The 21,113-nt window shown below is 60.5% G+C and carries 17 protein-coding genes and 2 pseudogenes; 13 read left to right on the forward strand and 6 right to left on the reverse strand.

The genetic code is table 11. The features are described from left to right. Positions 1-7: 7 nt before the first annotated feature. A pseudogene (locus tag IB244_RS17755) lies at positions 8-204 on the forward strand (oxidoreductase); the annotation flags it as partial. Between the two features lie 239 nt (positions 205-443). Here IB244_RS17755 and IB244_RS17760 read toward each other — a convergent pair. Then, positions 444-1,355 (reverse strand): LysR family transcriptional regulator, encoded by a 912-nt coding sequence (locus IB244_RS17760; protein WP_018117257.1) that lies wholly within the window; start codon positions 1,353-1,355, stop codon positions 444-446. A 168-nt stretch (positions 1,356-1,523) separates the two neighbouring features. Between IB244_RS17760 and IB244_RS17765 the strand changes: the two genes are divergently transcribed. From IB244_RS17765 to IB244_RS17790, 6 genes are all read left to right on the forward strand, one after another. Then, on the forward strand, positions 1,524-2,345 hold the full coding sequence (locus tag IB244_RS17765; protein WP_113471290.1) for an alpha/beta hydrolase fold domain-containing protein: 822 nt from the start codon (positions 1,524-1,526) through the stop codon (positions 2,343-2,345). A 41-nt stretch (positions 2,346-2,386) separates the two neighbouring features. Continuing rightward, a complete protein-coding gene (locus tag IB244_RS17770) occupies positions 2,387-3,577 on the forward strand; it encodes an efflux RND transporter periplasmic adaptor subunit (RefSeq protein ID WP_192304939.1) in 1,191 nt (396 codons plus the stop codon). Positions 3,578-3,700: 123 nt separating this feature from the next. Next, the gene (locus tag IB244_RS17775; RefSeq protein WP_018857354.1) at positions 3,701-6,901 is read left to right on the forward strand and encodes an efflux RND transporter permease subunit; all 3,201 of its coding nucleotides are present in this window, start codon (positions 3,701-3,703) and stop codon (positions 6,899-6,901) included. 141 nt (positions 6,902-7,042) lie between these two features. Then, positions 7,043-8,026, forward strand: coding sequence for a D-erythronate dehydrogenase (gene denD, locus IB244_RS17780; protein ID WP_169682280.1), 984 nt, complete (start codon positions 7,043-7,045; stop codon positions 8,024-8,026). Then, positions 8,023-8,919, forward strand: a complete 897-nt coding sequence (locus IB244_RS17785; RefSeq protein WP_169682282.1) for an NAD(P)-dependent oxidoreductase — start codon at positions 8,023-8,025, stop codon at positions 8,917-8,919. The genes denD and IB244_RS17785 overlap by 4 nt, the downstream gene beginning before the upstream one ends. Positions 8,920-9,102: 183 nt before the next feature. After that, positions 9,103-10,884 (forward strand): bifunctional diguanylate cyclase/phosphodiesterase, encoded by a 1,782-nt coding sequence (locus IB244_RS17790; RefSeq protein WP_169682284.1) that lies wholly within the window; start codon positions 9,103-9,105, stop codon positions 10,882-10,884. An 18-nt stretch (positions 10,885-10,902) separates the two neighbouring features. Here the strand turns inward: IB244_RS17790 and IB244_RS17795 are convergent, their stop codons facing one another. The 4 genes and pseudogenes from IB244_RS17795 to IB244_RS17810 all read right to left on the reverse strand — a co-directional run bounded on the left by IB244_RS17795 (position 10,903) and on the right by IB244_RS17810 (position 16,223). Further along, entirely contained in the window at positions 10,903-11,919 is a 1,017-nt protein-coding gene (locus IB244_RS17795) for an NAD-dependent epimerase/dehydratase family protein (RefSeq protein ID WP_192304941.1), read from the reverse strand. 2 nt (positions 11,920-11,921) lie between these two features. After that, positions 11,922-13,238 (reverse strand): UDP-glucose dehydrogenase family protein, encoded by a 1,317-nt coding sequence (locus tag IB244_RS17800; protein WP_018117265.1) that lies wholly within the window; start codon positions 13,236-13,238, stop codon positions 11,922-11,924. Between the two features lie 95 nt (positions 13,239-13,333). After that, positions 13,334-14,762 (reverse strand): annotated as a pseudogene (locus IB244_RS17805) (mannose-1-phosphate guanylyltransferase/mannose-6-phosphate isomerase). 36 nt (positions 14,763-14,798) lie between these two features. Then, on the reverse strand, positions 14,799-16,223 hold the full coding sequence (locus tag IB244_RS17810) for a phosphomannomutase (RefSeq protein ID WP_192304943.1): 1,425 nt from the start codon (positions 16,221-16,223) through the stop codon (positions 14,799-14,801). 154 nt (positions 16,224-16,377) lie between these two features. Here IB244_RS17810 and ung point away from each other — a divergent pair, with 154 nt between their 5' ends. The 5 genes from ung (at position 16,378) to IB244_RS17835 (ending at position 20,040) form a co-directional block, all read left to right on the forward strand. Then, positions 16,378-17,088, forward strand: a complete 711-nt coding sequence (gene ung / locus IB244_RS17815; protein ID WP_192304945.1) for a uracil-DNA glycosylase — start codon at positions 16,378-16,380, stop codon at positions 17,086-17,088. A 128-nt stretch (positions 17,089-17,216) separates the two neighbouring features. Continuing rightward, positions 17,217-18,149 (forward strand): VOC family protein, encoded by a 933-nt coding sequence (locus tag IB244_RS17820; RefSeq protein WP_192241676.1) that lies wholly within the window; start codon positions 17,217-17,219, stop codon positions 18,147-18,149. A gap of 12 nt (positions 18,150-18,161) precedes the next feature. After that, positions 18,162-18,770: an alpha/beta hydrolase gene (locus IB244_RS17825; RefSeq protein WP_192304947.1), complete on the forward strand. Its 609-nt coding sequence runs from the start codon at positions 18,162-18,164 to the stop codon at positions 18,768-18,770. 170 nt (positions 18,771-18,940) lie between these two features. Further along, on the forward strand, positions 18,941-19,714 hold the full coding sequence (locus IB244_RS17830) for a Wzz/FepE/Etk N-terminal domain-containing protein (RefSeq protein ID WP_192304949.1): 774 nt from the start codon (positions 18,941-18,943) through the stop codon (positions 19,712-19,714). A gap of 41 nt (positions 19,715-19,755) precedes the next feature. After that, positions 19,756-20,040: a hypothetical protein gene (locus tag IB244_RS17835; RefSeq protein ID WP_192304951.1), complete on the forward strand. Its 285-nt coding sequence runs from the start codon at positions 19,756-19,758 to the stop codon at positions 20,038-20,040. Here IB244_RS17835 and IB244_RS17840 read toward each other — a convergent pair. Beyond that, the gene (locus IB244_RS17840; RefSeq protein ID WP_018858199.1) at positions 19,940-20,212 is read right to left on the reverse strand and encodes a hypothetical protein; all 273 of its coding nucleotides are present in this window, start codon (positions 20,210-20,212) and stop codon (positions 19,940-19,942) included. The genes IB244_RS17835 and IB244_RS17840 overlap by 101 nt on opposite strands. A gap of 268 nt (positions 20,213-20,480) precedes the next feature. On the opposite strand from IB244_RS17840, the gene greA reads away from it, so the two are divergent. Then, positions 20,481-20,963, forward strand: coding sequence for a transcription elongation factor GreA (greA, locus tag IB244_RS17845; RefSeq protein WP_018858200.1), 483 nt, complete (start codon positions 20,481-20,483; stop codon positions 20,961-20,963). Positions 20,964-21,113 lie beyond the last annotated feature (150 nt).

Consider the following 21,113-nt stretch of genomic DNA (forward strand, 5'->3'; position numbering starts at 1 on the left):
CGCCGCCGCCGATGCCGATGCGGGCACGGTTGCGATGGCAACGCCGAGGCTATCCTCATGCCGTTCGGCACGCGTCGGTTCCGTACGCATATCGATCCGTCAGAGGACGGTGCCGAGATCGTCGTTGGCGTCGCTGATCGGGTCCGCGCCGAAATGTTCCGGCGGATCGGCATGGAGGATCTTCTCAAACCGGCCGTTCACTAAACCGTGATACCGGCCATTGTTCCGGTTTTGCGAACCTGCTGTGCATAAATCAGTACTTAACAAACGGCAAAAAGCAGGCTTATATTATTTGCGTAAAGGCGACTGGGAAGACCTCCAACTCGGGCGCCACCTCAGATACCGGCCGAGCCATTTCCCTGGTGACGCGGCAGGGTCTGAAAGGAATTCGATGATCGACTGTTGCGGCCCGTCGAAGGGACTCCTTCCGGGCCGCAATTGCGTCAGGCATCATTCAGCTTGGCATCCGAGAGCAATTTCACCAGCCAGTCGACGAAGACACGGACCTTGTTGCTGAGGTGGCGGTTCGGCGGATAGACGATATAGAGCGGCAGCGGTTCGCGGCTCCATTCCGGCAAGATCTCCACCAGGTCGCCCTTGGCCAGCGCATCGCGGATCATGAAGCGCGGCAGTTGGGCAATACCGAGCCCGTTCAGCGCCGCATTGACGAAGGTTCGGCTGTCATTGACCGACAGCAGGTAGCGCGGATTGATCTCCAGTTCCTCATTGTCCTTGCGGAATTCGAAGGGAAGTGTCCGGTTCGTCTGAGCGCGGAAGTAACTCACTGAATAATGGTCGTTTTCCAGCTCCTCGGGGCGAGTCGGAATGCCGAATTTCTCGATGTAGAGCGGTGCCGCGCAGGTGAGCATTTCGACCTCCGAGACACGTCTTGCGATCAGCGACTGGTCGGCCGGCGTGCCGGCGCGAAGCGCGCAGTCGACGTTCTCCGCGAGGTAGTCGACGGTGCGGTCGCCCACACCCAGGTCTACCCTGATGTCTGGATACTTCTGGTAAAAATCGCAAAGCGCCGGGACGACAATCCAGTCGGCGAAAGCGCCGGCCATTTCGACGCGCAAGCGGCCGGTCGGCAGGCCTTGCGAGTTCGAAAGGCTGCCGTCGAGTTCCTCGAGCTCGGAGACGATCTGCGCCGCCCGCTCGTAGTAGAGCGCGCCGTCGGTCGTCACCATGACGCGTCGAGTGGTGCGATTGAGAAGTTTGGTATGCAGATGTGCTTCAAGCCCCTGAATGAGATTGGTCACCGTCGCCTTGGGCATGGCGAGCGTGTCGGCGGCCCGTGTGAAATTGCCCGTCTCTACGACGCGGATGAAGGCGCGCATTGCCGAGAGCTGGTCCATCGGAAAATCACCTAAGCAGATTGCACTGCGGTATTGTTCGAAATTCGGAACAGTGTAATCGCTCTATGGCTTCTTATTCCGACAATGGAATAACAATATCTTTTCTTCACAAATTGCAAGCCATCTCGGCTCGCAATACGTTATGTGGGTCAAACGCGAGCCGGAGCCATGGCGGTGCATGTGAAAGACATAGTGTTGGAGAAGGTGGCCACCGGGCCCGTTTCCGCGCGCGTCTATCAGGGTGCCGAGTTCGGCAAGGGTTCACCCATCGTACTGTTTTTCCACGGCGGCGCATTTCTGCAGTCGGGCGTCAAGGACAGCGTGGTTGCCGAAAGCCTGGCGAAGGCTGGCGCGATTGTCGCTGTACCTGACTATAATGCGCCGCTTGGCAACGTCTTTCCTAAGCCGCTCGAAGTGGGTTACTCGATCTTTTCCTATCTCGCCAACAAGCGCGCGTCCGGTATTGGCGACCGCAATTCGCTGCTGATCGTGGCTGGCGAAGAGGCGGGCGGCAATATTGCTGCCGGCGTCGCCTTCAAGGCGCGCGACCATTTTGCGGATGCGCTCAATGGCCAGGTTCTGATTTCGCCGCTGCTTGATCCTTTCATGGGCACGTCGTCGATCCGCAAGGCGGATGGCATAGGCATGCGTCAGCGCTGGGCCGAGGGCTGGAGCCAATATCTCAGCGGCGGCGGCTGTCATCCCTATGCCGCGCCGTGTCTGTGTTCCCGCATTTCGGGGGTCGCGCCGGCACTCGTTCTGACGGCGGAGGATGATCCGCTTCGCGACGAGACGCTCGGTTACGCCGATCGCCTCAAACAGGCTGGTGTGCCAGTTCGCCGGAATGTCCTTCCCGCCGGGGCAGGCTGGCCGATGCTTTATGGCGGGAAATGCGAACAGGCACCGAATTGGCAACAGACGATCACGGACCAATTCGAAAGCTTCGTTCGGGATATTAGCAGCCAACCTATTGCATTGAAGACGAACTGATTGAATTCGGCCACTGAGAGAGGGCCGTAAGGAGAGTACCAATGACGTCCAGTAAGAAGCGCTGGGCCCTTGTGGGCGCCGGCTTGGGAGTTGTTGCGTCCGTTTCGGCCGCAGCCATGTTTTTCGAACTGCCGATGAGCACGACTGCCACGGCGGCTTCCGCACCTGCGCAGGCTCCCGCTGTGCCGGTGACGGTGGCCGTCGTCGCCGGCCGTGACGTCACGACATGGCAGGAGTTCTCGGGACGGCTTGAAGCCGTCGACCGCGTGCAGGTCCGTTCACGTGTGGCCGGCGCTGTCCAGTCCGTGCACTTCCGCGAAGGCGCGCTGGTAAAGGCCGGCGATCTGCTCTTCACCATCGATCCGGAGCCCTACCAGGCGGCGGTTTCGCAGGCTGAAGGACAGACTGCCTCGGCCGAGGCCAAGGTCAATCTTGCTCAGATCGAGCTGGAGCGTGGCCGCAGGCTTTCCGACAACAAGACGATTTCGCAGAGCGATTTCGACCAACGGCAGAATGCCTTCACCGAGGCTCAGGCCGGTCTTCGCACCGCACAGGCTGCTCTTCGCTCGGCCCAGCTTGAGCTCGGCTACACCGAGGTCCGCGCGCCGGTCGCCGGCCGCGTCGGCAAGATCGAGATTACCGTCGGTAATCTTGTTGCCGAAGGCAGTTCATCTCCCGCCCTGACGACGCTGGTGTCGGTCGATCCGATCTATGCCAGCTTCAACGCCAGCGAGGAGATGGTCACCAAGGCGCTCGCCGAGTTGCCGGCTGGCGATGGCGCCGTTCCCGCTGTCGAGCAGATCCCGGTCGAGGTTGGTACGCTCGCCGATCAGGGCACGCCGATCAAGGGCAAGCTGCAGCTGATCGACAACCAGGTTGACGCGGCCAGCGGTACGATCGGCGTTCGCGCCGTCTTCGACAATCCCGGCGGCAAGCTGATCCCAGGCCAGTTCGTTCGCGTCCGCATGGGCGAGCCGAAGGCCGAAAACAAAATCCTGGTCAGCGACCGTGCAATCGGCACCGACCAGGACAAGAAGTTCGTGTTCGTCGTCGATGCCGAAAACAAGGTCAGCTACCGGCCGGTGCAGCTTGGTCCGATAGCGGATGGCCAGCGCATCGTCGAAAGCGGTCTTGTTGTCGGCGACAAGATCGTCGTCAACGGACTGCAGCGTATTCGTCCCGGCGCAGTGGTTGCGCCGCAGGCGGAAGAAAAAGTGGCGACGGCTCAGTAAGCCGAAGCATGCGGAGCGTCTCGGCGCTCCGCGGAAATTCCGAAACGACCTGATCCACCGGCGGCTTCCCAACCGCCGGAGCGGGTCGTTGCATCCCGATTTCATCCCGGAGAGGGCTTTGAAATGAATTTCTCCAGATTTTTTGTCGACCGTCCGGTGTTTGCCGGAGTCCTGTCGGTCCTCATCGTCGTCGCCGGTCTGCTTGGCCTGCGTGCGCTGCCGATTTCCGAATATCCCGAAGTCGTGCCGCCATCGATCGTCGTGCGCGCCACCTATCCGGGCGCAAACCCGGAGGTCATCGCGCAGACGGTCGCAACCCCGCTCGAAGAGCAGATCAACGGCGTCGAGGGCATGCTCTACATGTCGAGCCAGGCGACCTCGGACGGCGTCATGACGCTGACGGTCACCTTCAAACTCGGCACCGACCCCGACAAGGCACAGCAGCTCGTCCAGAACCGCGTGTCGCAGGCCGAACCGCGTCTGCCGGAGGAGGTGAAGACCATCGGCATCACGACGGTCAAGAGCTCTCCCGATCTGATGATGGTCGTCAACCTGATCTCGCCCGACAACCGCTACGACATCACCTATCTGCGCAACTACGGCGTCCTCAACATCAAGGACCGGCTGGCGCGCATCGATGGCGTCGGCCAGGTACAGGTGTTTGGTTCCGGCGACTACTCGATGCGCGTCTGGATCGACCCGCAGAAGGCCGCCGAGCACGGCCTTGCCGCCAGCGATGTCACCAACGCGATCCGTGGCCAGAACGTCCAGGCCGCAGCCGGCACAATCGGCGCCTCGCCGAGCCTGTCGGGTGTCGACCTGCAGCTGAACGTCAATGCGCAGGGCCGTCTCCAGACGCCTGAGCAGTTCGGCAACATCATCGTCAAGACCGGCACGAACGGCGAGATCACCCGCCTGCGCGACGTCGCCCGCATCGAGCTCGGTGCGGCCGACTACTCGCTGCGCTCGATCCTCGACGGCAAGCCGGCGGTCGCCATCCCGGTCTTCCAGTCCCCGGGGTCCAATGCCATCACCATCTCGGACGAAGTCCAGAAGACGATGGAAGAGCTGAAGACCGCGATGCCTGACGGTGTCAGCTACGAGATCGTCTATGACACGACGAAGTTCGTCCGTTCGTCGATCGAGAAGGTCGTCGACACGCTGCTCGAAGCGATCGCGCTCGTCGTCATCGTCGTCATTCTGTTCCTGCAGACATGGCGCGCGTCGATCATTCCGCTGATTGCCGTTCCGGTCTCGATCATCGGCACGTTTGCGGTGATGTATGTCTTCGGCTTCTCGATCAACGCGCTCAGCCTGTTCGGCCTCGTGCTGGCGATCGGTATCGTGGTGGACGACGCGATCGTCGTTGTCGAAAACGTCGAGAGAAACATCGAAAATGGTCTCAGCCCGCGGGCTGCCACCTACAAGGCGATGAAGGAAGTCTCGGGCCCGATCATCGCGATCGCGCTGGTGCTCGTCGCGGTGTTCGTGCCGCTCGCCTTCATCACCGGTCTGTCCGGACAGTTCTATCGCCAGTTCGCGCTGACGATCGCGATCTCGACTGTCATTTCGGCCTTCAACTCGCTGACGTTGTCTCCGGCTCTGGCCTCGCTCTTGCTGCAGGATCACCATGCCAAGCGTGACTGGCTGACGCGCGCCATGGACGCGGCCTTTGGCTGGTTCTTCCGTGGCTTCAACAGGGCGTTCGGTGCTGCCTCCAAGGGCTACGGCAAGGGTGTCGGCGGCCTCGTGTCGCGCAAGAGCATCGTCATGCTGGTGTATCTGGTGCTGGCCGGCGCCACCTACGGCCTCTTCAATGCGGTGCCGGGCGGCTTCGTGCCGGCGCAGGACAAGCAGTATCTGATCGGCTTTGCCCAGCTGCCGGATGCCGCGAGCCTCGACCGCACCGAAGACGTCATCAAGCGGATGAGCGACATCGCCATGGCCGAGCCTGGCGTTGCCCATGCGATCGCCTTCCCGGGCCTGTCGATCAACGGCTTCACCAATTCCTCGAACGCCGGCATCGTCTTCGTGACGTTGAAGGATTTCGAGGAACGCAAGTCGCCGGCGCTTTCGGGCGGCGCGATCGCCATGTCCCTGAACCAGAAGTTCGGGGCGATCCAGGATGCCTTCATCGCGATGTTCCCGCCGCCGCCGGTCAATGGTCTCGGCACGACGGGCGGCTTCAAGATGCAGCTCGAAGACCGCGCCGGTCTCGGCTATCAGGTGCTCGACGAAGCCAACAAGGCGATAATCGCCAAGGCCTACCAGACGCCTGAGCTGACGGGCATCTTCTCTGCCTATCAGATCAATGTTCCGCAGCTCTATGCCGATCTCGACCGTGAGAAGGCGGAACAGCTGGGCGTCCCGGTAACCGACGTGTTCGAGACGCTGCAGATCTATCTCGGTTCGCTCTATGTCAACGACTTCAACGCCTTCGGCCGTACCTACAGCGTGCGCGTCCAGGCCGATGCCAAGTTCCGGGCGCAGCCCGAGGATATTGGCAAGCTGAAGGTTCGTTCGGCATCGGGCCAGATGATCCCGCTGTCTGCGCTCCTGAAGGTGAACGCGACAACCGGGCCGGAGCGGACCAACCGTTATAACGGTTTCCTCTCCGCCGATATCAACGGCGGTCCTGCTCCGGGCTTCTCCTCCGGCCAGGCTCAGGCAGCGATCGAAAAGATCGCCGACGAGACCTTGCCGAAGGGCATCAGCTTCGAATGGACGGATCTGACCTATCAGCAGATCCTGGCGGGCAACTCCGGCGTGATCGTCTTCCCACTGGCGCTGCTGCTGGTGTTCCTGGTGCTCGCTGCCCAGTATGAGAGCCTGGCGCTGCCGATCGCGATCATCATGATCGTGCCGATGGGCGTGCTGGCGGCGCTGACGGGCGTCTGGCTGACCGGTGGAGACAACAACATCTTCACGCAGATCGGTCTGGTCGTCCTTGTCGGCCTCTCGGCGAAGAACGCGATCCTGATCGTGGAATTCGCCCGCGAGCTGGAATTCGAAGGGCGCACCCCGGTCCAGGCTGCCATCGAGGCAAGCCGCCTGCGTCTGCGCCCGATCCTGATGACCTCGATGGCCTTCATCATGGGTGTCGTGCCGCTCGTCGTCTCGACCGGTGCCGGTGCCGAGATGCGCGCCGCCATGGGTGTCGCGGTGTTCTCAGGCATGATCGGCGTCACCTTCTTCGGCATCTTCATGACGCCCGTCTTCTACGTGCTGGTCCGCAAACTCTCGGGCAACCGCCCGCTGATCCAGCACAAGGAGCACGAGCACGACGCGGAGGAAGCCGAAATCATTCGGCTCGCTGCCGAATAACCCCCACTCAGCGGCGAGACGTGGAAAGGCGGAGCATTGCTCCGCCTTTCCTGTTTTCATGAGCCGGCCAGACGGTTATGTCTCGAAGGGCATGCACGGGCGAGGGGAGTCGCACGCTGCAAGGTTTGATGGAGGCGGCCAATGCATATCGCGATTATCGGCGCAGCGGGAATGATCGGGCGCAAGTTGACCGCGCGGCTCGTTGCGGACGGGCGGCTGGCGGGTCAGGCCATCAATCGCCTATCGCTTGTCGACGTCATCACGCCGGCTGACCCTGAAGGCTTTACGGGGCGTGTGGAGACGAGCGCGGTCGACGTTTCCGCTCCAGGGCAGGCCGCACGGATTGTCGCCTCGCGCCCGGATGTAGTGTTTCATCTGGCCGCGATCGTATCCGGCGAGGCTGAGCTGGATTTCGAAAAAGGCTACGGCATCAATCTCGAAGGCACGCGCGCGCTTCTTGAGGCGATCCGCGCCGCTCATCTGCAAGACGGGTACCGGCCTTGTGTCGTCTTCACCTCGTCCATTGCGGTCTTTGGAGCGCCTTTCCCCCAGGTCATTCCTGATGATTTCAATCTCACGCCCCTGACAAGCTACGGCACGCAAAAGGCGATGGGTGAATTGCTGTTGGCGGATTACACGCGCCGCGGCTTCATCGACGGCATCGGAATCCGGTTGCCGACGATCTGCATCCGTCCCGGCAAGCCGAACAAGGCTGCTTCCGGCTTCTTCTCCGGCATCGTTCGTGAGCCGTTGGCCGGGCAGGAGGCGACCCTGCCGGTGCCGGAAACTGTTCGCCATTGGCACGCGTCGCCGCGTTCGGCCGTCGGGTTTCTGGTCCATGCCGCCAGCATCGACCTGCAGCCGCTCGGCGCGCGCCGCAGCCTGACGATGCCCGGTGTCAGCGCCACCGTCGGAGAGCAGATCGAGGCGTTGCGCAAGATCGCAGGGGAGAAGGTCGTCAGCCTGATCCGACGCGAACCCGACGAGCTGGTCATGAAGATCGTATCGGGTTGGCCACAGGCTTTCGAGGCCGAGCGCGCGAAGGAGCTGGGTTTTGTCGCCGATGCTTCGTTCGAGGACATTATTCGAGTGCACATCGAGGATGAATTGGGAGGACAGCTATGACTATCGGCAAATCACGCAGCATTGCGTTTCTGGGAACTGGGCTGATGGGCGCGCCGATGGCTCGCAGGCTGTTGCAGTCCGGCTTTGCCGTCACGGTCTGGAACCGCAATCGCGAGAAGGCGGAAGGCCTCGTTCCGGATGGCGCGGTCCTGGCGGATACGCCCGCTGCCGCCGTCAAAGGGGCATCGGTCGTGTTCACCATGCTGACCGACGGAAAGGCAGTGGAGGACGTGCTGTTCACGCAAGGTGCTTCGGAGGCGCTTGATGTCGGCGCGGTGGTCATCGATTCCAGTTCCATTACCCCTGACGCGGCCCGGCAGCATGCGTCAAAGCTCGCCGGGCGTGGCATCCGCCATCTCGATGCGCCGGTCTCCGGCGGTGTGGTGGGGGCGGCTGCCGGTACACTTGCGATCATGGCAGGCGGCGATGGCGCTTTGGTCGAAGAACTGGCCGACGTCTTTGCACCACTTGGCCGCGTGACGCATGTTGGACCAAGCGGTTGCGGTCAGCTCGCGAAGCTCGGGAACCAGCAGATCGTCGCCATCACGATCGGCGCCGTTGCCGAAGCGATGCTGCTCTTCGAGGCGGGGGGCGGTTCACGCGAGGCGTTCCGCCGGGCGATCCGGGGAGGCTTCGCCGAAAGCCGCATTCTCGACGTTCACGGCCAGCGGATGGTCAATCGCGATTTTGGGACCGCCGGCCCTTCGAAATTGCAGCTCAAGGACCTAAACAATATCGTCGCAACGGCGGAAGGTCTCGCTTTGACGCTGCCTCTGACGGAGGCGGTCCGTGCCGAGTTCGCCGAGTTTGTCGAACATGGTGGCGGTGAGACCGATCACAGTGGCCTGCTGCTGCAGCTTGAAGAAAAGAACCGCCGTTCGTCGAAAGGCTGAATTGCCTAGACACTCGAGTCTCTGAGAAGATCGATGATGCATTCGGCTTGCAATTGTTGATGGATTTTTAGTGCATCCTAATTAATCTCTCGCCAAAAGGTTGGTTCTGCACCCATAATGGGCTTCCTCCTTGGAGGCCTGACACCATACTGTTACTCGAAGCTGCATGAGGCTTGAACGGCGTTGGCATCGAGCAGTCCCACACGGTCCGAACGAGAGTTTCAGGACATCCTGCGGCGCCTTGAGCTTGCACTCGACGCGTCACAGATCGGTGTTTGGGAGCACAACCTCGATCGGCATGAAATCTCCTGGGACGTTCAGATGCACCGGATCTACCAGACCGGAAGAGGCAGCGGGCCGGTCGCCGCTACAATCTGGTCGGATGCGATTCACCCCGACGACCGCGAGCGTGCCGAACTGGAGTTCGAGGACGCCATTGCCAGACGCGGGCAGTATAATTCGGAGTTTCGGATCGTCTGGCCGAACGGCGAGATACGGCACATCCGCTCGCGGGCTCATTTCTATGTCAGCGAGGAAGGGTCACCCTCTTTCATCGGCGCGGAGTGGGACGTCACTTCGGACGTGCTTCTTGCCAACGAGGCGGCGCGTCAGCGCGCCGTCGCGGAGGCACGGGCCCTCGCTTTGGAGGAGAGCAGTGCCCACATCGAATATGCTGCGGAACACGATTATTTGACGGGCCTTCCCAACCGCCGGCTTTTCGACAAGCGCCTGGCGGAACTGGCCGAGGATGCCTCAGTCTCGACGCTCGCCGTCCTGCATCTCGACCTTGACGAGTTCAAGCAGATCAACGACAGCCATGGCCATGCGGCGGGCGACACCGTATTGCGTGCCGCAGCTTTGCGGATCGAGGCCGCCATTCCGAAAGCTACGATGGTGGCACGCATCGGTGGCGACGAATTCGTTATCCTGCTCGTCAATTTCGGAGGGCTGACGGAACTGAACCGCATGGCGCGTGAGGTGCAGCGGCGCTTGAAGAAGAAGGTCCGTTTCGGCCACGAAATGCTGCAAAGTGGAGCGTCGATCGGCATTTCCTGGTCGGCAGATCGCTCCGGCTCCAATCTGCTCGCCGAGTCCGATATCGCGGTATATCAGGCAAAGACATCGGGCCGCGATCGTATCGAGTTCTTCTCGCAGCAGCTCAAGGACGATCTGATGGGCAAGCGGCGTCTTGCCGAAGAGCTGAAGCTTGCACTGGAACAGGGCGATATCATTCCATTCTACCAATTGCAGCTCGATGCCCACACCCGCGACATCGTTGGCATCGAGGCCCTGGCGCGCTGGCATCACAGCGAGCGCGGCACCCTCTCGCCTGGCATATTCCTGAAGATCGCCGATGAGTTCGGCTTGTCTTCGGAGATCGATGCTTCGATCCTGCGACGCGTGCTCGCCGACCGTGTGACATGGGAGCAGCACGGCACAACCCTGCCACGGGTCTCGGTCAACATTTCGGGGCAGCGCCTCTACGATCCGCAGTTGATTGATGATCTGGAGACACTCGAGATACCGCGTGGCGCCCTGGTTTTCGAATTGGTCGAGACGATCTTTCTGGACGACTGCGACGACGAGCTTCTGCAGACGGTTGACCGCATCAAGCAGATGGGTATCGAAATCGAGATCGATGATTTCGGCTCGGGCCACGCGTCGCTGATCGGTCTCGTGCGGTTGCGCCCGGCTCGGCTGAAGATCGATCGGCAACTGGTAAGCGAGGTGGATACCTCCTCCGAGCAGCGCCGTGTCGTCAAATCGATTGTCGAGATCGGCAAGGCCCTCGGCGTCGATGTGATCGCAGAGGGCGTCGAGACGGAAAACCATGCCGTGGCGCTTGCCAAGCTCGGCTGTCATACGCTGCAAGGTTTTGCGCTCGGCCATCCGCTGCCGGCATCAGAGATCGATGATATTTTCGCTTCGAAGAAGGCGACGCAGGCGGCCCACCTCCGACGCTAGCCTAACGGTGGGGCCTCCCTAAGGCTCGAGTTCGCCGCGTGCTTCCAGATACCAGTCGACGAAAGCCTTCACACCGACATTGAGTGTCGTCTCCGGCTTGTAGCCTGTCAAAGCCGCCAGCAGATCGGGGCTCGCAAAGGTTCGTGGCACATCGCCCTTCTGCATCGGCAGCATCTTGCGCTTTGCCGGCTGGCCGAGGACCCTTTCGACCGTCTCGACGAAGGTCATCAGGTTCTCCGGCTGGCCGCCGCCGATATTGACGACGCGGAATGGCGCCTGATGCGAGAGCGTCTCCACCCGTTCGTCGGCCACGCGGTTGGCCTCCGACGGGGCGACGGACGACAGGCGGACGATCGCCTCCACGAGGTCATCGATATAGGTGAAGTCGCGGCTCATCCGGCCTTCGCCGTAGATCTCGATCGGTTGATCCTCCAGCATGTTCTTGACGAACTTGAAGAGGGCCATGTCGGGACGGCCCCAGGGGCCGTAGACGGTGAAGAAACGGAAGGCGGTTGTCGGGATCTTGTGGAGATGCGCGTAGCTGTGCGCCATCAGTTCCATTGACTTCTTCGTCGCCGCATAAAAGGTCAGCGGCTCGTCGGCCCGGTCTGTCTCACGGAAGGGAATGGACGGATTGGCGCCGTAGATCGACGATGTCGAGGCCAGCATGAGATGGTTGACGCCAACATCCTTGGCGATATCGAGGATGTTCCAGGAGCCTTCGAGGTTCGATGTGAGATAGGCTTTCGGGTTTTCCAGGCTGTAGCGGACGCCGGCCTGTGCTGCGAGATGCACCATCACATCAGGCGCCGCGCTGGCCACGGCCTCTTCCAGGGCTTTGCGATCTTCGAGCATCGCTGTCACCGGGCGGAAGGCCGGAAACTGCGCCAGCGCCGCATTGCGCATGTGCTTGAGCTTGATGTTGTAGTAGTGCGTCATGCCGTCGAAGCCGACGACTTCGTGGCCATCCTGCAGCAAGCGGCGGGCAAGATGAAAGCCGATGAAGCCAGCAGTGCCGGTGATGAAATAGCGCATCTCTACTTCTTCTCGTTCTTCTTTCCGATGGCGAAATAGCTGAAGCCATGCTTGGTGACTTCGGCGACGGGATAGATGTTGCGCAGGTCAACGATGGTCGGGGTCTTCACCAGCGACTTCATCCGCTTGAGATCAAGCGCTCGGAACTCGTCCCATTCCGTGACGATGACGATGGCATCCGCGCCTTCTGCAATCTCGTACGGGTCGCGGCCGTAGGTGATGGGGCCGATAACCTCCTTCGCCATTTCCATGCCTTCTGGATCATAGGCGTGAACGTTGGCGCCGCCATCCAGCAAGGCCTGGATGATGGTGATCGATGGCGCGTCGCGCATGTCGTCGGTGTTCGGCTTGAAGGTCAGGCCGAGGACTGCAATCTTCTTGCCGCGGACATTGCCGTCGCAGGCGGCGATGACCTTGCGGCCCATGGCGCGCTTGCGGTTGTCGTTGATCGCAACCGTGGTTTCGATAAGGCGAACCGGGCTGTCATGATCCTGTGCGGTCTTGACCAGCGCCAGCGTATCCTTGGGAAAGCACGAACCGCCGTAGCCCGGACCTGCATGCAGGAACTTGTCGCCGATGCGCTTGTCCATGCCGATGCCCTTGGCGACCTTCTGGACGTCGGCGCCGATCTGCTCGCAGAGATCGGCGATCTCGTTGATGAAGGTGATCTTCATGGCGAGGAAGGCGTTGGCGGCGTACTTGATCAGCTCGGAGGTGCGGCGTTCGCAAAAATAGAGTGGTGCTTCGTTGAGGTAGAGCGGCCGGTAAACCTCGCGCATGATTTCGATTGCGCGCGGCTCCTCAGTGCCGAGAACAATGCGATCGGGGCGCTTGAAGTCCGTGATTGCCGCGCCTTCGCGCAGAAATTCCGGGTTGGAAACGACGGAAATGTCCTTCTCGGGGAATTCTTCGCGGAAAATGCGCTCGATCTCATCGCCAGTGCCAACAGGAACCGTGGACTTGGTAACGACAACGGTGAACCCGGACACGGCGGCCGCTATCTCGCGAGCGGCGGCATAGACATAGCTCAGGTCGGCGTGTCCATCGCCACGACGTGACGGCGTGCCGACGGCGATGAAGACTACGTCCGCGTCGGCAACGGAAGGCGCCAGCTCCTTCGAAAAATCCAGGCGACCGGCGGTACGGTTGTGGTCGATGATCGTGTCAAGGCCCGGTTCGAAGATCGGAACCTTACCGGCTTCCAATGCATCGATCTTCGCGGCCGACTTGTCGACGCAGGTGACATGGTGGCCGAAATCGGCGAGGCAGGCACCGGAGACGAGGCCGACATAGCCCGAGCCAATCATCACAATACGCATGGAATCATTCCCTGAGACAACGATCGCGGCCCCGCCAATTGGCGGGGCCGCGATCGTGTTACAGGGGGAAGTTTATAAGTTCAAGACAACAGTGATCAGCTGCGGCCGAACTCATCGACGATGCGGATGATATCGTCCTCTCCGAGATAGGATCCGGTCTGCACTTCGATCAGTTCGAGCATGATCTTGCCGGGATTGGCGAGACGGTGGACTTCGCCGAGCGGGATGTAGACGGACTCGTTTTCCCTCAGCATCTGCACGTTTTCGCCGATCGTCACCTCTGCCGTGCCCTTGACGACGATCCAGTGCTCGGAGCGGTGATGATGCTTCTGCAGCGACAGCTTCCTGCCCGGAGTGACGAAGATGCGCTTGACCTGGAAGCGGTCGCCGTTCAGCACCGATGTGTAGCCGCCCCAAGGCCGGTAAGAGGTCGGGTGCGTCTCGGTCAGTTGCGATGTCGTGGGGGCGGCGGCGAGCATCTTCACGAGATTTCCGACGTCCTGGCTGTCCTGCAGCCGCCCGACAAAGACGGCATCCTCGCTGGCGATGACAGCGATGTCGTCCATGCCCTGGACGGCGAGGTGCACGCCATGGGTCATGATGAGCGAGTTCTTGGTGTTGACGACCGTCGTGTTGCCGGCTGCCACATTGCCATTTTCGTCGCGGCTGCCGCTCTTCCAGACGGAATCCCAGCTGCCGAGATCGGACCACTTGAAGGGCGAGGGGACGACGGCGGCGTTGCTCGTCTTTTCCATGATGGCATAATCGATAGAGATGTTCGGGCTGGTTGCGAACGCTGCCTTGTCGAGGCGGATGAAGTCCAGATCTCTGACACCTTTTGCAATGGCGTCCACCGCAGCTTTGAGGACCGGCGCGGCATAGCTCCGCATCTCGGCAAGCACGCCTGAGACCGAGAACATGAACATCCCGGAGTTCCAGTAGAAGCCGCCAGTCGCGACCATGTCTTCGGCCTTGGCGAGCGGCGGCTTCTCGACAAAGCGCGCGACCGTTCGTGCGCCCGTCGGGAGTGTCTTCCCACCTTCGATGTAGCCGTAGCCGGTTGCTGGCTCGGTAGGCTGGATGCCGAAGGTTACCAGCTTGCCCTGGGCGGCGGTGGCGGCAGCGATGCGAACGCACTCAAAATAGGTGTCGTCAGCGACGATCTCATAGTCGGAGCCAAGCACATGCATGACCGTGTCTTCATCAAAGCGATCGCGCACGAGCGTTGCGGCCGCCGCAACTGCCGCCGCGGTGTTTCGAGCGACCGGTTCGAGCAGAATTGCCGCTAGGCCGATGTCCAACTCACGCGCCTGCTCGGCAACGAGGAAGCGAAACTCCTCGTTGGTCAGGATGACGGGTGCTTCGTAAAGCGCGGGATCGGACACGCGCAGCAGCGTTTCCTGGAAACAATGTCTTGTCGCCGATAAAGCGGATGAACTGCTTAGGCGCTGCGGCGCGAGACAGCGGCCAGAGACGAGTGCCCTTGCCACCAGCCATTATCACGGGAACGATCTTCTGTGTCATATGGAGTGTCCTCGAATATCTGTCTTGCTTCGCCCATCAACCCACCTGCGCCCACCAGCGGATTCGCTCCAGACCAGTGTGCAGCAACGTCGCGGCGGCTTCTTCGGTTTCCGCCTCGGCGTAGCAGCGCATTTCGGGGGCATTGCCGGACGGGCGGAAATGGATGATGCGGCGATCCGCCAGCGTAACACGAAGGCCGTCAATATCGCTGGCGCTGCCAACCTCGCCGATCGGCTGCAGGAACGCCGCGAGATTGGCGGGTGCGGCGCGAAGATAGGCCATCAACCGGGCACTGGTCTCAACCGGAAAATTCTCAAGCCGGTCGGCCGCGGCAAATGGCAGATTGAAGGACGCGGCGACCACCGAAAGAGGCTGCCGTTTGGAGGCAGCAAGGGAAAGCGCCGCCAGGATGGGGACGAAGCAGTCGCGTGTCGGCAGGGCCTTCAGCGTGTGACCGTTGACCTCGAATTCACTCGCGGTGAGCAGGCCGCCGTTCGCTTCGAAGCCTGCCACGCGAGTCCGGCCAGCCGCGAGTGCTTCTTGCATCCCTGATATGACGAACGGAGAGCCAACACGCGTGCGAATGACGCTGAAGCGACCGGCGGCTTCGATGCCGGAATTCGATGTCACGGGTGTCACAACCGATGTCGCACCGAGAAAGTTCGCGGCGATCAGGCCGAGCAAATCGCCACGCAGCGGCGTCCCGGTTTCGTCCGCCACCAACGGGCGATCGCCATCACCATCCGCAGAGACCATGGCGTCGAGGCCATGCTGTCTTGCGACCTGCTTGAGCTTGGCGATCGTCTCCTCCGAAACCGCCTCGGTGTCGACCGGAACGAATGTTTCCGAGCGGCCAAACGGCACGACCGTTGCGCCGAAGTGTTCCAGGAGATCTACGAGCAGATCACGGGCGACCGTGCTGTGCTGGTAGACGCCGACTTTCAGGCCCGCGAGTGCTTCCGTGGGAAGAATATTGGCATTCCGTTCGCGGAAGAGCGCCAGGCATTCGACGGATTGGTTTTGCATCCCGGCACTGCGGGGGACAAACGTAAAGCCGGCACGGTCGAGTTCTGTCGCGACAGTCGTGATCGCTGCTTCGTCCGTTTTGTCGATCTCTCCGTCCGACCGATAGAACTTGATGCCATTGCGATCGGCGGGGATGTGCGAGCCTGTCACCATGAGACCCGCGGCTTTTTTCTGAAGTCCGTAAAGCGCCAGCGCCGGTGTTGGCACCGTGCCGCAGTCGCGGACCTTGAATCCAAGGCGATCAAGTGCATCGGCACAGTTTGCAACGATCTCCGGGCTGGAATCCCTGAAGTCATGACCGATCAGGATGGTGTCACCCGGGCGGGTCATTCCACGGTCGAGCAGATAGCGGCCAAAGGCTGTGGCATAAAGCGCCGAAGCCCGGCCCTTAAGGTCGACAGACAGGCCGCGAAGCCCACTGGTTCCGAATTTCATTCTGAATAAGCCCCGGATGCGCTTGAATTCGCCAGCGATTCGACCTCAATCTACTAGGTGTTCGTAGATAGTGAACTCCGGTGAACAATAAAATGTTTGCCAATTCCCGGCTCGAGACAAGCCGAAGGCGCCCACGCGCCGACGAGGATCGTCGATGAATGAACAATCAATCGCACTGGAGGAGGGCTGGAGGGACGCTCTCGCCGGCGAATTTTCCAGCCCCTATATGCAGCAGCTCAAGGCGTTCCTCGTCGCACAGAAGCAGGGAGGCAAACGGATATTTCCCAAGGGATCGGAATATTTCCGTGCGCTCGATCTGACGCCGCTGGCAAACGTCAAGGTCGTGATTCTGGGCCAGGATCCCTATCACGGGCTAGGGCAGGCGCACGGCCTGTGTTTCAGTGTTCGACCAGGCGTTCGCATTCCGCCTTCACTCGTCAACATCTACAAGGAGATGCAGAGCGATCTGGGGATTACACCGGCGCGACACGGATTTCTGGAGCATTGGGCACGGCAGGGCGTCCTGTTGCTGAACAGCGTGCTCACAGTGGAGGAGGCCCAAGCCGCGTCGCACCAGGGCAAGGGCTGGGAGCGATTCACCGACGCCGTCATTGCCAAGGTCAACGATGAATGCGATGCCGTCGTCTTCATGCTCTGGGGCTCCTATGCCCAGCGCAAGGCAGCCTTCGTCGATATAAGGCGTCACCTCGTGCTGAAGGCGCCACACCCCTCTCCGCTCTCCGCTCATAACGGCTTTTTCGGTTGCGGCCATTTCTCCAAGGCCAATGCGTTTTTGCAGACGCACGGTCGAGCGCCAATCGACTGGCAATTGCCGACGAACCCCGGCGACGCCCAACTCTTCTGAACGATTGGCTTTTGTCGTTCACTAAAAAGAGACAATGCGTTCCGGTCCTCGGGGCTATTCCAATTGGTCCGGAGCGATCATCTATACCCCATACGAAGCCCGCGAGGCGGGCAAGAAAGGGGTCTTAAATGCTCGATCAAATCAAGGGTCTGCACCACGTCACGTCCATGGCGGAGGATGCCCGCACAAACAACCAATTCTTCACTAACGCCCTCGGTCTGCGTCGCGTCAAGAAGACCGTGAATTTCGACGCGCCCGACGTTTATCACCTCTATTATGGTGACGAAACCGGTGCACCCGGCACGATCATGACGTACTTCCCATTTCCGAAGATGGCGCAAGGTCGTCCGGGAACCGGTGAAGTTGGAACCACCGTTTTCTCGGTCCCGCAGGGCTCGATCGGCTTCTGGAGCGATCGCTTGAACAAGTTGAATGTCACCGGCCTGAAGACTGAGGAGACATTCGGCGAGAAGCGTCTGAATTTTGCCGGTCCCGATGGTGATGGCTTTGCCCTTGTCGAAGTCAAGGATGACAGCCGCCAGCCTTGGACACACGGTGGTATCAGCGAGGATAACGCGATTCGTGGCTTCCATTCGGTGGCCATGCGTTTGCGTGACGATGGCGCCACGTCAGAACTGCTCAAGTTCATGGGCTACGAAGTCCAGGAAGAGCGTGATGGTGTCAAGCGCCTGACTATTCCGGGTGGGAATGGCGCGCATCTCGTCGATCTGGAAACCATGCCGAACGTTTCACGCGCTTTGCCAGGTGCAGGGTCCGTGCATCACGTGGCCTTTGCCGTAGAAAATCGTGCGAAACAGCTTGAGGTCCGCAAGGCGCTGATGGATACCGGCTACCAGGTCACGCCCGTCATCGACCGTGACTATTTCTGGGCGATCTACTTCCGGACCCCGGGCGGCATCCTGTTCGAGATTGCGACCAACGAGCCCGGCTTCAACCGGGACGAAGACACTGCGCATCTTGGCGAGGCACTGAAGCTGCCACAGCAGCACCAGCACTTGCGCGCTCTCATCGAGCAGCACTTGCAGCCGCTTGAGGCTTAAAGGGGACGCACAATGACCGATAACAGCTATGTGCACCGGCTGCAGGCCGGTGCACCCGGAAAGCCCATTCTGTTCGTGCTGCACGGAACGGGCGGGGATGAAAACCAGTTCTTTGATTTCGGGCGGCGCCTGCTGCCGGCGGCGACGATTGTCTCTCCGCGTGGGGACGTCTCGGAGTTTGGTGCCGCACGCTTCTTCAAGCGTACCGGCGAGGGCGTCTACGACATGGCGGACCTCGCCCGTGCAACCGAGAAGCTTGCATCCTTTGTCGCGGCGCTGGCGAAGCAACATGAGGCAAGCGACGTGCTCGGCCTGGGTTTCTCAAATGGGGCAAATATCCTCGCCAATGTGTTGATCGAGAAGGGATTGTTCGATGCATCGGTTCTGATGCATCCGTTGATCCCGTTCCAACCGATGGCAAATCCCGCCTTGAGCGGGCGCAAGATACTGATCACGGCAGGCGAACGCGACCCGATCAGCCCTGCGCCCGTGACGAAGGCCCTGGCGGATTACTTCGAGAGCCAACACGCTTCCGTCAAGACGGAATGGCATGCAGGTGGTCACGATATCAGGCAGAATGAAATCGACGCCATCCACAGGCTCTTCGAGCCGTACCGGTAAGCCACTGCTGTCGGATGGTCATCGGCCATCCGACAGGGCTCCTTCGAATGCAGAGGGTGATAATCCAATAGGCTTATTTTTGGTTGTGAAGCCTTTTTGTTGTGGTAATTCATCGCGCGATGAAACCTTAGCGAGTATTTTGCTGTAACGAGTTGAAGGGTTGCATTCGCATGAACGATGTCGCAGACGTTCGAATGCTGATTGGATTGGCCCACCGACAGGCTCGGACAATATTGCTGGTGGGATTGTCGATCTTCCTGCTGAGCCTCGTCATCGTCTTCTCGTTCACACCTCGCTACACCGCCCAGTCGTTGGTTCTTGTCGATACAAGTTCGAAGAATCTGCTCGACCCGGACGCTGCCACGAGTAGCGGCCTTACCGATAATTCCCGGGTGGAAGGCGAGGTTCGTATCATTCAATCCGATGCGGTGCTGCTGGAGGCAATCAGGAACGGCAAGCTTCTCTCCGATCCAGAGTTTGCTCTCAACCGTTTCAACGGCCGATTACTCTCCGCCGCTGGGCTCGCTGCCGACACGCCCTCAGGCGATGCGGCGCCGGGTGAAGTGCTGTCGGCTTTCAAGGATGCCGTTCGGGTTCGCCGCGAAGGCTTGACCTATCTTATCAGTGTGGGCGTGACATCGGATGATGCGGACAAAGCCGCGCGTCTCGCGAATCTTGGAACGACCGTCTACATCAGGAAGCAGGTCGAAGCCAAAGTGGCGAACACCGTTTCAGCCGGGAAGATTCTTGAACATCAGGTGACGGCCGCCAGAGATGTGCTTGCGCAGAATGAACGCAATCTCTACCTTTTCGTCACATCCCATAGTGATCTCCAGGCAGCCGGTTCTCTCTCGCAACTACGGCTTGCGGATGCGCAGTTTGGCGAGACGACATCCGATGCGCACCAGGGGGGTACGGGCGCGGTCTATCGGCGGAGGTCCTGACACAATTCTACGCGCTCCAGCAGTCGGCACAGGTCGCGAGGGTGCAGTACCAGAACCTTTTGACGCGATTGCAGGACTTTGAAGCCCAAGCCAGCCTCCAGGTGGCTGACGGTCGCGTGGTTTCCGCAGCCCTTGCCCCGATCGAGCCGTCATATCCGCGGAAAGGTCTGGTGCTCGGCATCATGGCCATCGTGGCGTTGGGTGCGGGCGTCGGGGGGTGCCCTGCTACGAGAGTTTTCCATCGGCGGCTTCACGAGCGAAGATCAGGTGAGTGCGGTCCTGAATGTCCCGCTGACCTCGGTCACGCCCGATCAGGCGGGGAGTGAAGTTGAGAAGCCGCACGGTCGCGGTCTCTCCGACACGATCATCTCCGCCCCGCTCTCGGTCCGACGCGCCCGCGCCTGCTGTCAGGCTGTCCCCGAAGGCGACGATAGAACGCCGCTTTGGTATGGCGCGACGCGCTGCTTGCGTTGGATTGACACTGAGACCGAGAAACATAAAAGGCTCCACAGTAATGAATGGGAATGTGATCCTATTTCGGCTGGAGAAAGCGGGGATAATTCCACTCGGCGACCGACTAGTCTGCGGAAATCGACCGGGCGGTTTGTGGCAATCACTGCCTCAAATGGCTTGTTTGGAAGGGCGAAGAGCAGTCGTTCTTCAAGTGCGGCTGTGACCAGTGGAAGAGATGGTATAAGATCGACCGCGGTGGCGACCCATCGCCTATGCGCTGCGAGACCAGAGACCACAAAGCGGAGTTTTGAAATTGAGTGTAGCCTTCGTCAAAGAAGAAAGTGCCGAAGCTGCTTCGGAAACACTTTTGCCGGACCGTCCAATTTCGCCGCATCCGAACCTCGTTACGGAAGCGGGCTTCAAGGCCCTGGAATTGCAGCTGCAGCAAGCGCGCGAGGCCTACGATGCCGCGAACTCCATTGAAGACGTGAACGAACGGCGGCGACAGGCGGCAAATCCGTTGCGGGATCTGCGCTACTTTGCTGCCCGAGTCCGTACGGCGCAGGTCATCCCTGAGCCGATTTCGCTTGATGTCGTCGCCTTTGGAACCAGCGTGACCTTCAGCCGGGACGACGGACGCGTGCAGACCTACCGTATCGTCGGAGAGGATGAAGCCGATCCGAAAACCGGATCGATTTCCTTCGTATCCCCGGTGGCCAGGGCTCTCACCGGAAAGACGGTTGGAGATGTCGTCAGCGTCGGCGGACAAGAACTCGAGGTCATCGCCATCGGTTAGGCGCTTTTTTCTTAGCTGATGCGAAAGCGATGGCTGTCCGATTTTCGAACAGCTTATGGCTCTTAACCCGTCTTCATGCTCTATTAAGTAATTATCTTGAGATTGTAATCTCCCTGTTCCATGATGATTGCGATGCAAAGAATTTCGGCT

The sequence above is a fragment of the Rhizobium sp. RHZ02 genome (assembly GCF_014851575.1).
GTDB classification, from domain to species: domain Bacteria; phylum Pseudomonadota; class Alphaproteobacteria; order Rhizobiales; family Rhizobiaceae; genus Rhizobium; species Rhizobium altiplani.

Coding starts and splice junctions, on each gene's coding strand:
- IB244_RS17810 (WP_192304943.1), bottom strand. CDS start 16,223: ATGAAATTCGGAACCAGTGGGCTTCGCGGCCTGTCTGTCGACCTTAAG.
- IB244_RS17770 (WP_192304939.1), top strand. CDS start 2,387: ATGACGTCCAGTAAGAAGCGCTGGGCCCTTGTGGGCGCCGGCTTGGGA.
- IB244_RS17765 (WP_113471290.1), top strand. CDS start 1,524: ATGGCGGTGCATGTGAAAGACATAGTGTTGGAGAAGGTGGCCACCGGG.
- IB244_RS17785 (WP_169682282.1), top strand. CDS start 8,023: ATGACTATCGGCAAATCACGCAGCATTGCGTTTCTGGGAACTGGGCTG.
- IB244_RS17800 (WP_018117265.1), bottom strand. CDS start 13,238: ATGCGTATTGTGATGATTGGCTCGGGCTATGTCGGCCTCGTCTCCGGT.
- IB244_RS17760 (WP_018117257.1), bottom strand. CDS start 1,355: ATGGACCAGCTCTCGGCAATGCGCGCCTTCATCCGCGTCGTAGAGACG.
- IB244_RS17825 (WP_192304947.1), top strand. CDS start 18,162: ATGACCGATAACAGCTATGTGCACCGGCTGCAGGCCGGTGCACCCGGA.
- IB244_RS17795 (WP_192304941.1), bottom strand. CDS start 11,919: ATGCGCTATTTCATCACCGGCACTGCTGGCTTCATCGGCTTTCATCTT.
- IB244_RS17775 (WP_018857354.1), top strand. CDS start 3,701: ATGAATTTCTCCAGATTTTTTGTCGACCGTCCGGTGTTTGCCGGAGTC.
- IB244_RS17840 (WP_018858199.1), bottom strand. CDS start 20,212: ATGTTTCTCGGTCTCAGTGTCAATCCAACGCAAGCAGCGCGTCGCGCC.
- ung (WP_192304945.1), top strand. CDS start 16,378: ATGAATGAACAATCAATCGCACTGGAGGAGGGCTGGAGGGACGCTCTC.
- IB244_RS17820 (WP_192241676.1), top strand. CDS start 17,217: ATGCTCGATCAAATCAAGGGTCTGCACCACGTCACGTCCATGGCGGAG.
- denD (WP_169682280.1), top strand. CDS start 7,043: ATGCATATCGCGATTATCGGCGCAGCGGGAATGATCGGGCGCAAGTTG.
- IB244_RS17830 (WP_192304949.1), top strand. CDS start 18,941: ATGAACGATGTCGCAGACGTTCGAATGCTGATTGGATTGGCCCACCGA.